At 73.5% G+C, this 14,588-nt stretch carries 1 protein-coding gene; it reads left to right on the top strand.

The window, feature by feature from the left end:
- Positions 1 to 14,580: a type I polyketide synthase gene (locus tag F9C11_RS30510; RefSeq protein WP_409180801.1), complete on the top strand. Its 14,580-nt coding sequence runs from the start codon at positions 1 to 3 to the stop codon at positions 14,578 to 14,580.
- Positions 14,581 to 14,588 lie beyond the last annotated feature (8 nt).

The following is a 14,588-nucleotide window of genomic DNA, read 5'->3' as shown; positions in this document are numbered from 1 at the left end:
GTGTCTGACGACAAACTGCGGAGTTACCTGAAGCGGGCCATCGCGGACGCGCAAGACGCGCGGGCGCGGCTGCGCGAGGTCCGGGAACGAGCCGGCGAACCGCTCGCCGTCGTCGGCATGGCCTGCCGCTTCCCCGGCGGGGTGACCACGCCGGAGGAGTTCTGGGACCTGCTGTCGGCCGGGACCGACGCGGTCGGCGGCTTTCCGACCGACCGCGGCTGGGACCTCGACAGCGTCTACGACCCGGACCCGGCGCACGAGGGCACCTCCTACGTGGCGCAGGGCGCGTTCCTGCGCGACGCCACGGAATTCGACGCCGGCTTCTTCGGGATCAGCCCGCGCGAGGCGCTGGCGATGGACCCGCAGCAGCGGCTGCTGCTGGAGACCTCGTGGGAGGCGCTGGAGCGCGCCGGGATCGACCCCGCCTCGCTCAAGGGCACCGCCACGGGTGTCTTCGCGGGGGCCTTCGCCTCGGGGTACGGCATCGGCGTTTCCCTTTCGGGCCAAGCGGATTCGGGCGTCGAAAGCCACCTGATGACCGGCAACTCGACCAGCGTGCTGTCCGGGCGGGTGTCCTATGCGCTCGGTCTGGAAGGGCCCGCGGTCACGGTCGACACGGCGTGTTCGTCGTCGCTGGTGGCTTTGCACTTGGCCGCGTATGCGGTCCGGTCGGGAGAGTGCTCGCTGGCGCTGGTCGGCGGGGTCACGGTGATGCCGTCGCCGGGGACGTTCGTCGAGTTCTCCCGACAGCAAGGACTGTCCGCGGACGGGCGGTGCCGGGCGTTCTCCGAGGACGCGGACGGCACTGGCTGGGCCGAGGGCGCCGGGGTGCTGGTGGTGGAGCGGCTGTCGGAGGCGCAGCGGCTCGGCCATCGGGTTTTGGCGGTGGTGCGGGGTTCGGCGGTGAATCAGGACGGTGCGTCGAACGGTCTGACCGCGCCGAACGGTCCTTCGCAGCAGCGGGTGATTCGGGCGGCGTTGGCGAATGCCGGATTGTCGGCGTCCGAAGTGGACGTGGTGGAAGCGCACGGCACCGGGACGAAGCTCGGTGATCCGATTGAGGCGCAGGCGTTGCTGGCGACGTATGGCCGGGATCGGGAGCGTCCTTTGCGGCTGGGTTCGGTGAAGTCGAACATCGGGCACACGCAGGCCGCGGCTGGGATCGCGGGGCTGATCAAGGCGGTGCTCGCCCTTCAGCACAGCGAGCTTCCGCGGACGTTGCACGCCGGGACTCCTTCGTCCCATGTGGACTGGACGGCCGGTCGGGTCGAGCTGCTGACGGAGAATGTGGCGTGGGAGCGGGGCGAGCGGGTCCGGCGCGCGGGGGTGTCGGCGTTCGGGATCAGCGGGACCAACGCGCACGTCATCGTCGAGGAGGCTCCGGCGGAGGAGCCCGTCGAAGCGGCCGGGACAGACCATCCGACCGCGTGGGTGCTTTCGGGCCGCAGCGCGGAAGGGCTGGCCGCGCAGGCTCGGCGGTTGCGCGAGTGGGTCGTCGGGCGTGGGTTGGATCGGGTGGATGTCGGGTGGTCGCTGGCCACTACGCGGTCGGTGTTCGAGCACCGGGCCGTGGTGCTGGGCGAGGATTTGGCGGGTGGGCTGGACAGCCTGATCGGGGGAGTGTCGTCGGGTTCGGTGGTGTCCGGGGTTGCCGATCCGGGTGTTCGGGTGGGTTTGGTGTTTGCGGGTCAGGGTTCGCAGTGGGCGGGCATGGGCCGGGGGCTTTATGAGTCGAGTCCGGTGTTCGCTGAGGTGTTTGACCGGGTTTCAGGTCTGCTGGAGCTGGAATTGGGCGTTTCGGTCCGGGAAGTCGTGCTGGATTCGGAGACGCCGGGCAGCGATCAGACCTTGTTCGCACAGGCCGGGTTGTTCGCCTTCGAGGTGGCGTCGTTCGAGGTGTTGCGGGCGGCCGGGGTCGGTGCGGATGCCGTGGTGGGGCATTCGGTCGGTGAGGTGGCTGCGGCACATGCGGCTGGTGTCCTTTCGTTGTCGGATGCGTGTCGGTTGGTGGCGGCTCGTGCGCGGTTGATGCAGGCGTTGCCGGTGGGTGGTGCGATGGCGGCGGTCAACGCTCCGGAGGCCGAGGTCGTCGAGTCCTTGGTTGACGGTGTGTCGATCGCGGCGGTGAACGGTCCGGAGTCGGTGGTGGTTTCCGGCGACACCGAGGCGGTCGATCAGATCGTGTCGTTGTGGAAGGAGCGCGGGCGCCGGGTTCGGCGGCTGCGGGTGAGTCATGCGTTCCATTCCGCCGCGATGGATCCGGTGCTGGACGAGTTGCGTCAGGTGGCCGAGGGGCTCACCTATGAGCGTCCGGAAGTGTTGTGGGCGGGCGCGTTGACCGGTGAGCTGGTCTCGGACTGCGAGGCTGGTTATTGGCCGGAGCAGACGCGTCGCCCGGTGCGGTTCGGGGATGCGGTGGAGTCTCTTGTCGCGCAAGGGGTTTCGGTGTTCTTGGAGGTCGGCCCGGACGGTTCGCTGTCCGCGCTGGGTCCGGCTGGTGCGGTGTTCGTGCCGTTGCAGCGCAAGGACGGCACCGGTCTGATCGCCGGGCTGGCGCAGGCGTTCGTGCACGGTGCACACGTGGACTGGAGCGCGCTGATTCCCCAGGGAAACCGCGTGCAGCTGCCGACGTATGCCTTCCAGCACCAGCGTTACTGGCCCGACGGCATCATCTCCCTGACGCCGTCGGCCGCCGCTGACACCGAGTTCTGGACCGCGGTAGACGAAGGCGATCTGGACTGGCTCGCCGGGGAACTCGACCTCGACGACCGGCCTGACGACCAGCGGCACCTCGACGTGCTCCTGCCCGCGCTGGCGTCCTGGCGGCGCCGGAAACAGGACCGCTCGGCCATCGCCGACTGGCGCTACCGCACCGAGTGGACCGCGCTGCCCGAGCCCGCTCCGGCGGCTCTTTCCGGACGCTGGCTGCTTGTCGCGCCGGAGAGCGTCGGCACGCGGCCCTATGCCGACGCGCTGTCGGCCGCGGGAGCCGAGGTCGAGGTGATCGAAGTCCCCGCCGGTGTCGTGGCGCGGGACGCGCTCGGCGCGCTGCTGGACTCCGCGCCTGCGGGCGTGCTGTCGTTGCTCGCGCTGGACGAGAACCCGCTGCCCGGACTGCCCTCCGTCTCCGGGGGACTGGCCGCGACCCTCGGGCTCGTCCAGGCGATGGCTGAGGTCGGCGCGCCGCTGTGGGTGGCCACGCGCGGCGCGATGGCGGACGGTGCGGCGAATCCGGTGCAGGCGCAGGCTTGGGGCCTGGGCCGGGTTGTCGGCCTGGAGCATCCGGAACGCTGGGGCGGGCTGGTCGACCTGCCGGAGACGCTGGACGAGCGCGCGGCCGCGCGACTGGTCTCGGTGCTCGCCGGGTGCGTTGAGCGCGAAGTCGTGCTCCGCGACGGCGGGGTGCTGGGCCGCCGTCTCGTGCGCGCCGCACGCGTTTCGCGCGAGCCGTGGACGCCGCGTGGCGACGTGTGGCTCACCGGCGGCACCGGCGCGCTCGCCGGGCACGTGTCCCGCTGGCTGGCCGAAAACGGCGCGCGCCGGCTGGTGCTCACCAGCCGTTCCGGCCCGGCCGCCGGAGTCGCGGCGCTGGTCGCCGAGCTGGCCGGCCACGGCGCGCGGGTGGACGTGCTGGCCTGCGACGTGACCGACCGCTCGGCGCTGGCCGCGGTGGCCGGATGGATCGGCCCCGAGCTGAGCACCGTGCTGCACACCGCCGGGACGCTCGACGACGGCGTGCTCGACCACCTGTCGCCCGCGCGGCTGGCCGCCGTGCTGGACGTGAAAGCCCGCGGCGCGGCATTGCTGGACGAGGTCACCGCCGGGCTGGAGGTGGACGAGTTCGTGCTGTTCTCCTCGGCCGCCTCGACCCTCGGCGCGGCGGGACAGGGCAACTACGCGGCCGCGAACGCGTACTTGGACGCGCTGGCGGAGCATCGCCGGGCGCGGGGACTGCCGGCGCTGGCCGTGGCGTGGGGCGCGTGGGCGGGCGGCGGTTTCGCCGATTCCAGCGCGGCCGCGCGCACCCGGACCAGCCGCGGCGGCATGCGGCCGATGGAGCCGCAGCTCGCGGTCCGCGCCCTCGGCGAGGCGCTGCGCGGGGCCGAACCGGTGCAGACCGTGCTCGACATCGACGTCGCCGAGCTCCCGGCCGAGCTGCGGACCGCGCCGTTGCTGCGGGACCTGCCGGAGATCCGGCGTCTTCCCGCCGTCGCCGCGCAGCCGCCCGCCACCGGCGAACTCGTGCGGCGGCTGACCGGGCTGAGCCCCGCCGACCAGGACGAACTGCTCACCGGCCTGGTCCGCGCCGAAGCGGCGATCGTGCTCGGCCACGCCTCGGCGGACGCGATCGAGCAGCGGCGGGCGTTCAAAGACCTCGGGTTCGACTCGCTGACTTCCGTCGAACTGCGCAACCGGCTGGGGGCGGCGACCGGCGAGCGGCTGCCCGCGACGGCGGTGTTCGACTACCCGACCCCGGAAGCGCTGGCCGCGTTCCTGCGGACCGAACTGCTCGGCGAGCACCCGGGAATCGGCGCCGTCGCGCCCGCCGCCGTGTCGCCGGACGGCGAGCCGATGGCGATCGTCGGCATGGCGTGCCGGTTCCCCGGCGGTTCCAGCACTCCGGAGGAGTTCTGGGAGATGCTGGCCTCCGGCACGGACACGGTGGGGGACTTCCCCGCCGACCGCGGCTGGGACCTCGACAGCGTGTTCGACGCCGACCGGGACAACGCGGGCACTTCCTATGTGGCGCAAGGCGCTTTCGTCGCCGACGCCGCCGGGTTCGACGCCGGGTTCTTCGGGATCAGCCCGCGCGAGGCGCTGGCGATGGACCCGCAGCAGCGGCTTCTGCTGGAGACCTCGTGGGAGGCGCTGGAGCGCGCGGGGATCGACCCGGCGAAGCTCAAGGGCAGCGCCACCGGCGTCTTCGCGGGCGGCTACATCTCCGGCTACGGCCTCAACCTGGCCACCGAAAGCGGCGTCGAAGCGCACAACCTGACCGGCAACGCCACCAGCGTGCTGTCCGGCCGGATCTCCTACGCCCTCGGCCTGGAAGGCCCCGCGGTCACCGTCGACACCGCGTGCTCGTCGTCGCTGGTCGCCCTGCACCTGGCCGCGCAAGCGGTGCGCTCCGGCGAATGCTCGCTGGCGCTGGCCGGCGGCGTCACGGTGATGGCGACCCCGGGCATGTTCATCGACTTCTCGCGCCAGCAGGGCCTTTCCGCCGACGGACGGTGCCGGGCGTTCTCCGACGACGCGGACGGCACCGGCTGGGCCGAAGGCGCGGGCGTGCTGGTGCTGGAGCGGCTTTCCGACGCGCAGCGCAACGGGCACCCGATTCTGGCTGTAGTGGCCGGTTCCGCGGTGAACCAGGACGGCGCGTCGAACGGGTTGACGGCGCCGAATGGTCCTTCGCAGCAGCGGGTGATCCGGGCGGCGCTGGCCGATGCCGGGCTGACGGTGTCCGATGTGGACGTCGTGGAGGCGCACGGCACGGGAACGACGCTGGGCGATCCGATTGAGGCGCAGGCGTTGCTGGCGACTTACGGCCAGGACCGGGATCGTCCGCTGTGGCTGGGCTCGGTGAAGTCGAACATCGGCCACACCCAAGCGGCGGCCGGTGTGGCGGGCGTGATCAAGATGGTGCTGGCGTTGCAGCATCAGGAGATTCCGCGCACGCTGCACGCCGAGACGCCTTCGTCGCATGTGGACTGGACGGCGGGCGACGTCCGCCTCCTGACCGAGAACGCGCCGTGGCCGGCCGACGGTCGCCCGCGCCGCGCGGGCGTGTCGTCGTTCGGGATGAGCGGCACCAACGCGCACGTCATCCTGGCGGACCCGCCGGCCGCGATTCCGGCCGAACCAGAGGACGCGACGGTTCCGGTGGTGTCCGGCGCGGGTGCGCTGGTGCTGTCCGGCCGGACCGAGCCGGCGCTCGCCGCGCAGGCGCGTCGCCTGGACGACTGGCTGACCCGACGGGAGACGCGCCCGGAGGACGTGGCCTGGTCGCTGGCGACGACCCGGTCGGTGTTCGAACACCGCGCCGTGGTGATCGGCGACGGCGCCGGTCTGACGGATCTGGCGGCGGGTTCGCCGTCGGGTGCGGTGGTGACCGGGTCGGCGCGGACTGGGGTGCGTCCGGTGTTCGTGTTCGCCGGTCAGGGTTCGCAGTGGCTCGGCATGGGCGAGGAACTCGCGCGGTCGAGTGCGGTGTTCGCGGCGCGGTTGGCGGAGTGCGAGGCGGCTTTGGAGTCCTTTGTGGACTGGAAGTTGTCGGAGGTGCTGGCGGAAGAGCTGACCTCGGCGGATCGGGTGCAGCCTGCGTTGTGGGCGGTGATGGTGTCGTTGGCCGCTGTGTGGGAAGCGGCTGGGGTGCGGCCGGATGTGGTGGTGGGGCATTCGCAGGGTGAGATCGCGGCGGCGACGGTTGCGGGGATGTTGTCCCTTGAGGATGGTGCGCGGGTTGTTGCGCTGCGGTCGAAGTCGTTGAAGGCGTTGGCTGGTTTGGGCGGCATGTTGTCGGTGAGTGCCGCTGCGTCTGAGGTGGAGGAACGGCTGAGCCGGTGGGGTGATCGGCTGTCGCTGGCGGCGGTGAATGGTCCGGCTGCGGTGGTGGTGTCGGGTGAGCCGGAGGCGTTGGCGGAGTTGAAGTCCGAATTGGACGCTGAGGGTGTCCGGGCGCGGATGGTGGCGGTGGATTACGCGTCGCATTGTGCGCAGGTGGAGAGCCTGGAGGAGGAGATTCGTGCGGTGCTGGCGGGGATCGAGCCGCGCAAGGGCCGGGTGCCGATGGTGTCGGCGATGTCGGGGGAGACTCTGACGGGCGAGGAGCTGGACGCCGGGTATTGGTACGAGAGTTTGCGTGCGCCGGTGATGTTCGACCGCGCGATCCGGACCGTCGCGGGCGACGGGCACCGGATGTTCATCGAGATCACTCCGCACCCGGTGCTGCTCGGCGCGATGAACGACACCCTGGACGAACTGGCCGACGACGCCGCGCCGGGAACCGCCCCGGTCTGCGGCACCTTGCAGCGCGACGACGGCGGCGCGGTCCGGCTGCTCACGTCGTTCGCCGAGGCTTTCGTGCACGGCGTGGCCGTCGACTGGACGAAGGTGCTGCCCGCCGGGAACCGGGTCGAGCTGCCCACCTACGCCTTCCAGCACGAGCGGTTCTGGCCGCGGGGCACGCTTTCGCTCTCGCCCCGCGGCGGCACGGACCCGGCCGCGCTGGGGTTGTCCGAGGTCGGGCACCCGCTGCTCGGCGCGGCGATGGAACTCCCCGACGGCGCGACGGTGTGCTCCGGCCGGCTCTCCACCCGCGCTCAGCCGTGGCTGGCCGACCACGCCGTCGGCGGCGTGATCCTGTTCCCCGGCACCGGATTCGCCGAGCTGGCCGTGCGCGCGGGCGACCAGGTGGGCCGCGGCAAGGTGGAAGAACTGACCTTGCAGGCCCCGCTGGTGCTGCCCGCCGACGGCGGTGCGGTGCGGATCCAGGTCGTCGTCTCCGCGGACCGCGAGAGCCTGGAGATCTTCTCCCGCCCGGACGGTTCCGCGGCGGAGTGGACCCGCCACGCCACCGGCCTGCTGGCCGCTGCGTCCGCCCCGCCCGCGGCGCCGGAGGACTTCGCCGTCTGGCCGCCCGCGGACGCGACCGCGTTGGCCGTCGACGGTTTTTACGCCGCGAAACTGTCCGATGTGTACGGTCCGGCGTTCCACGGCCTGCGCGCGGCATGGCGGCGCGGCGAGGACGTGTTCGCCGAGATCGAGCTGCCGGAGCCGGTGGCGGGCCAAGCGGATCAGTTCGGCCTGCACCCGGCGTTGCTCGACGCCGCCCTGCACGCCGCGCTGCTGGAGGACTCCGGCGACGAGGTCCGGATGCCGTTCGCGTGGACCGGCGTCGAACTCCACGCCGAGGGAGCTTCGGTGCTGCGCGCCAAAGTCGGGCGCACGCGGCGCGGCGACCTTTCGCTGGTCGCCGTCGACCCCGCCGGTGCTCTGGTGGTCACGGTGGATTCGTTGACCAGCCGTCCGGTGTCCGCGCCCGCGGTCGCCGAACCGGTTTCGTCCGGCCTGTTGTTCGCCGAACAGTGGATCCCGGCCGCCGAAGCCGCGATCCCGGCCGGCGCCTGGGCGGTGCTCGGCGACGACCCCTTCGGCCTGGCCGACGAACTGGCCGCCGCGGGCCTCCCGGTGCGGACTTGCCCGGACCTCGCCGCACTGGCGGCCGCGGACCCCGTTCCTTCGATCGTGCTCGCCAGCGTCGCCGGGACGGGCTCGATGCCCGAGGCCGCGCACACCGCCGCCGCGGCGGCGCTCGAACTGGTCAAGGACTGGCTGGAGGAGCCGCGCCTGGACGCGGCGCGGCTGGTGGTGGTCACCCGGTCCGGCGCCGCGGCCGCCCCGGGCGAGGCCGTGGCCGATCTCGCCGCCGCTGCTGTCCGCGGGCTGCTGCGTTCGGCACAGGCGGAGAACCCCGGCCGGTTCGTCCTCGTGGACCTGCCCGCCGGAAACGCCGGGATCGCCGCGCTCCCCGGCGTGCTCGGCGGAGAGGAACCGGAGCTGGCGTTGCGGGAGAACGGCGCCCTCGGACGCCGCGTGGTCCGTTCGTCTGGCAACGCGATGGCGGTTGAACGACCCGAGGCGTGCCCCGACGGCCCCCGTTCGCTGCTGGTCACCGGCGGCACCGGCACCCTCGGCGGCCTGGTCGCGCAGCATCTGGTGCGCACCGGCCGCGCCCAGGAAGTGCTGCTGACCAGCCGGTCCGGCCCGGCCGCCGGCGGAGCGGCCGCCCGCGCCGCGCAGCTGGCGGAACTGGGCGCCGCGGTCCGGATCGTCGCGTGCGACGCGGCCGACCGCGACGCGTTGGCCGCGCTGCTGGACACCGTCGGAGAGGACTGCCCGCTCGGCGAGGTCTTCCACGCCGCCGGGATCATCGACGACGGCCTGGTCGCCGGGCTCACCGCCGACCGGCTGTCCGCGGTCCTGCGCCCGAAGGCCGACGCCGCCTGGCACCTGCACGACCTCACCCGGCACCTGGACCTGCGGCGGTTCGTGCTGTTCTCCTCGGCCGCGGCGACCTTCGGCGCGCCGGGGCAGGGCAACTACGTCGCCGCCAACACCTTCCTCGACGCGCTCGCCGGACACCGCCGCGCAGCGGGCCTGCCCGGCACTTCGCTGGCCTGGGGCCCGTGGGTGCACGAGGCGGGCATCGGCCGCGACCTCGGCGAACAGTCGTTGTCGCGGATCAGCCGCTCCGGAGTCACCGCGCTCGGCGCCGACGAGGGTCTCGCGGTGATGGACGCGGCGCTGGCCACCGAAGACGCCGTGCTCGTCCCGGTCTGCCTGGACGTGGCGGCCCTGCGCGGCTCCGACGTCCCGCCGTTGTGGCGGGCGCTGGCCGGTGCTCCCGCGCGGCGCACCGCTGCTTCGGCCCCGGCCGCGGACAGCGACTCCCTGCGCAAGCGGCTGGCCGCGGCTACTCGCCAGGAACGCGACCGGATGCTGCGGCAGCTGGTGCTGGCGCACGTGGCCGCGGTGCTCGGGCACGCCTCGGCGGCTTCGATCGGCGCCGACCGCGCGTTCACCGATCTGGGCTTCGACTCGCTGACCGCGGTGGAGCTGCGGAACCGGCTCCGAGCCGAAACCGGCCTGCGGCTGCCCGCCACGCTGATCTTCGACCACCCCACGCCCGCCGCGCTGGCCCTTTCGCTGCGCGGCGAGCTGACCGGCGACCTGCCCGCCGTCGCGCCTGCCCCGGAGCCGCGGCGGGCCGGACCGGACGAGCCGATCGCGATCGTCGGCATGGCCTGCCGGTTCCCCGGCGGCGCGGCCAGCCCGGAGGAGCTGTGGGAGCTGCTGTCCTCCGGCGGGGACGCGATCGAATCCTTCCCGGCCGACCGGGGCTGGCCGGTGGACGAGCTCTACGACCCGGAGTCCGAGCAGGCCGGGACCACCTACACCAAGGAAGGCGGTTTCGTCCGCGACGTCACCGGGTTCGACGCCGGGTTCTTCGGGATCAGCCCGCGCGAGGCGCTGGCGATGGACCCGCAGCAGCGGCTGCTGCTGGAGGTGTCCTGGGAGGCGTTCGAACGCTCCGGCATCGACCCGGCGAGCCTCTCCGGCAGCCAGACCGGCGCCTTCGTCGGCGGCTACGGCTCGGGTTACGCGGCGGCGGGCCTGGACGGCAGCGCGGAGTTCGAGGGCGCCGAAAGCCACCTGATGACCGGCAACGCGACCAGCGTCCTTTCCGGTCGCCTGTCGTACTTCTTCGGGTTGGAAGGCCCGGCGGTCACGATGGACACCGCGTGTTCCTCGTCGCTGGTCGCGCTGCATATGGCGGCGAAGGCGCTGAGCGCGGGGGAGTGCTCCCTGGCGCTGGCCGGCGGGGCCACGATCATGGCCAGCCTGGACGGGTTCGTCGCCTTCTCGCAGGCGCGCGGCCTCGCGGCAGACGGCCGGTCGAAGGCGTTCGCCGAGTCGGCCGACGGCATGGGCATGGCCGAGGGCGTCGGCATGCTGGTGGTGGAGCGGCTTTCCGACGCGCGGCGCAACGGGCATCCGGTGCTGGCGCTGGTCCGGGGTTCCGCGGTGAACCAGGACGGGGCCTCGAACGGGTTGACGGCGCCGAACGGCCCGTCCCAGCAGCGGGTCATCCGCGCCGCGCTGGCGAGCGCCGGCCTTTCGCCGTCCGAAGTGGACGCGGTGGAGGCGCACGGCACCGGCACGAAACTCGGCGACCCGATCGAAGCGCAGGCGTTGCTGGCCACCTACGGCCAAGACCGCGACCGCCCGTTGTGGCTGGGTTCGGTGAAGTCGAACATCGGCCACACCCAGGCCGCGGCCGGCGTGGCGGGCGTGATGAAGATGCTGCTGGCGCTGGAACACGAGCAGCTGCCGAAAACCCTGCACGCGGCCGAGCCGTCCTCGCACATCGACTGGACGGCCGGGCAGGTCGCGCTGCTCGCCGAACCGGTGGCCTGGCCTTCCGGCGGGAAGCCGCGCCGGGCCGGCGTTTCCTCGTTCGGCATCAGCGGCACCAACGCGCACCTCATCCTCGAGGAGGCCCCGCCGGAGGACGCCGGACCGCGTCCGGAGGCCGAGCCCCTGCTGCGCGGGCCCGGCGCCTGGCTGGTGTCCGGCCGCTCCGCCGACGGCCTCGCCGGACAGGCGGCCCGGCTGCGCGAATGGGCGGCCGCGCATCCGGAGACCGACCCCGCCGACGTGGCGTGGTCGCTGGCGACCACCCGCTCGGCGTTCGCGCACCGTGCCGTCGTCCTCGGCGAGGACCGGACGGAACTGCTGGCCGGACTGCACGGGCTGGCGACCGGAGGCGCCGCCGGCTCGGTGGTGACCGGAACGGCCCGCCCCGGCGGCGCGGTGACGTTCGTCTTCCCCGGCCAGGGTTCCCAGTGGGCGGGCATGGGCCGGGAACTGGCGGAGGCCAGCCCGGTCTTCGCGGCCCGGCTCGCCGAATGCGAGCGGGCACTGGCGCCGTTCGCCGACTGGAACTTGACGGAGGTGCTCTCCGGCGAACTGCGCACCGCGGACCTGGTGCAGCCCGCGCTGTGGGCGGTGATGGTCTCGCTGGCCGCGGTGTGGGAAGCGGCCGGAGTGGCGCCGGACGCGGTGGTCGGGCATTCGCAGGGCGAGATCGCGGCGGCGACGGTCGCGGGGATGTTGTCCCTCGAGGACGGTGCGCGGGTTGTCGCGCTGCGCTCGAAGTCGCTGAAAGCGCTCGCGGGCGCGGGCGGGATGCTGTCGGTGACGCTGCCCGCCGCGGCGGTCGAGCAGCGGATCTCCCGCTGGGGAGAGCAGCTCGCGCTGGCCGCGGTCAACGGCCCGGCCGCCGTGGTCGTCTCCGGCACTCCCGAAGCGCTCGCGGAACTGAAGGACGAACTCGACGACGAGGGCGTGCGCGCCAAGATGGTCGACGTCGATTACGCCTCGCACTCCGCGCAGGTGGAACGGCTGGAAGACGAGATCCGTGCGGTGCTGGCCGGGATCGAGCCGCGGCGGGGCCGGGTGCCGATGGTGTCGGCGATGACCGGCGAAACCTTGACCGGCGAAGAACTCGACGCCGGGTATTGGTACGCGAGCCTCCGCGCCACCGTGCGGTTCGACCGTGCGGTGCGGACGCTGGCCGACGAGGGACACCAGCTGTTCGTCGAGGCAAGCCCGCATCCGGTGCTGCTCGGCGCGACGACCGACACGCTGGAGGAAGCCGCCGCGGCCGCCGCTTCCGGCACCGAACCGGCCGCGGTGTGCGCGACGCTGCGTCGCGACGACGGCGGCGCGGCCAGGATGCTCGCCTCGTTGGCGCAGGCGCATGTCACCGGAGCCAGGGTGGACTGGACCGCGGTGCTCCCGGCCGCGGACCGGATCGCCTTGCCCACCTACGCCTTCCGGCACGACCGCTACTGGCCGACCGGGGCGCCGGCCGCCGGCGCGGTGCGCGGCGGCGACGGTTCGGAGGCCGAAGCCGAGTTCTGGGCGGCGGTGGAGGGCGGCGACCTGGCCCGGATCGCCGACACCCTGGCGCTGGAGGACCAGGAGCAGTTCGGCGCGGTGCTGCCCGCGCTGGCGTCCTGGCGGCGGCGGGACCAGGAGCAGTCGGTGACCGCGAGCTGGCGTTACCGCATGTGGTGGGCGCCCCTGCCGGAACCCGACCCCGTGCTGCTGAACGGGACTTGGCTGCTCGTCGTCCCCGAAGGCGGCTTCGCCGAGACGCTGCGGAGGGACTGCGCCGCGGCGCTGGCCGCACGGGGCGCCGAGGTCGTGGTCGCGGAGATCCCCGCCGGGCGCTCCGCCCGGCACGAGCTTTCGCCGGTGCTCGACCGGGCTGTCGACGGCGCGCCGGTCGCCGGGGTGCTCTCGCTGCTGGCGCTCGACGAAGCTCCGCTGCCGGACCATCCGGTGGTGGCCGCCGGACTCGCCGCCACGCTGGGCCTGGTGCAGGCGCTGGGCGACGCCGGGGTGCTCGCGCCGCTGTGGGTGGCGACCAGCCAGGCGATCGCGGCCGCGCCCGGCGAGGCGCCGTCGGGCGTCGTGCAGGCGCAGGTGTGGGGGCTGGGCCGGGTCGTCGGGCTCGAACACCCGGACCGCTGGGGCGGGCTGCTCGACCTGCCCGCCGAGATCGACGAGCGGGCGGGTGCGCGGCTGGCCGCGGTGCTGGCCGGCGGCGAGGAGGACCAGGTCGCCCTCCGCCGGTCCGGGGTGCTCGGCCGGCGGATAGCGCGGGCCGGGCGCCCGCGGCGAGGCGGGTCCTCGTGGCGGCCGCGCGGCAGCGTGCTGATCACCGGCGGCACCGGCGCGATCGCCGGGCACGTCTCGCAATGGCTGGCCGAACGCGACGCCGAGCGGCTCGTGCTCACCAGCCGGTCCGGCTCCTCGGCCGCGGGCATCGCGGCGCAGGCGGCGGGACTGGCCGAACAGGGCAGCCGGGTGGACGTGCTGACCTGCGACGTCGGCGAGCGGGCCGAGGTCGCCGGGGTGCTCGACTGGATCGGGCGCACCGGACCGGAGCTGTCCTCGGTGATGCACACCGCCGGCGTGCTCGACGACGGCGTGCTCGACCGGCTCTCCGCCGAGCGCTTCGAGAAGGTCCTCTCGGCCAAGGCCGCCAGCGCGGGCCACCTGGACGAGCTGACCGCCGGACTGGATCTGGACGCGTTCGTGCTGTTCTCCTCGGCGGCTTCGACGCTGGGCTCTGCCGGGCAGGGCAACTACGCGGCGGCGAACGCCTGCCTGGACGCGGTGGCGGAGAACCGGCGCGCGCGGGGCCTCAGCGGCCTGTCGGTGGCGTGGGGCCTGTGGGGCGGCGGCGGTCTCGCCGAGTCCAAGGACGCGATCAAGAGCCGGATGAAGCGGCTGCCGATGCCCGCGATGGATCCGCGCCTGGCGGTGCGGGCGCTGGGCGAATCGATCGACGGGTCCGACGCCGTGGTGACGGTGATGGACGTGGACTGGAGCCAGCTGGCCGGCCTGGCGCGGAGCCCGCTGGTGCGGGACCTGCCCGAGGTGCGGCAGCTGGCCGCCGCTCCGGCCGCGGCCGCGCCGGAGGCGGGCGACCTCGCCGGGCGGCTGGCGGGGCTCGAACGGGCCGACCAGGAACGGCTGCTCACCGATCTGGTGCGCGCGGAGGCCGCGGCGGTGCTCGGCCACCCGTCGGCGGACGCGGTGCAGGCGAGCCAGGCGTTCAAGGAACTCGGCTTCGATTCCCTGACCGCGGTGGAGATCCGGAACAGGTTGAACACCGCCACCGGGCTGCGGGTCCCGACTACGTTGATTTTCGACTACCCCACCCCGGTGGCGGTGGCCGCCTGGCTGCGGACCGGGCTCGTCGGCGACGACGCGGCCGAGGCCCCGGTGCTGGACGAGCTGGACCGGCTGGAGGCGGCGCTGGCGAAACCGGCGGCGGGGCAGGAGATGGAGGACCGGATCACGCGCCGGCTGCAGACGATCCTGTCGGCGTGGATCACGAAGCGGGGCGGAGCGGAAGCCGAGGACGGCGATGTCGAACTCGGCTCGGCGACGCCCGACGAGGTGTTCGAGTTTCTCGACAAGGAACTGGGCCTGTCCGACTAGGTGCTGCG

It is taken from the genome of Amycolatopsis sp. VS8301801F10 (assembly GCF_046195355.1).
Classification (GTDB): domain Bacteria; phylum Actinomycetota; class Actinomycetes; order Mycobacteriales; family Pseudonocardiaceae; genus Amycolatopsis.
Note: the sequence above shows the minus strand (reverse complement) of the source record. Positions and strands in the feature narration are given on the sequence as shown.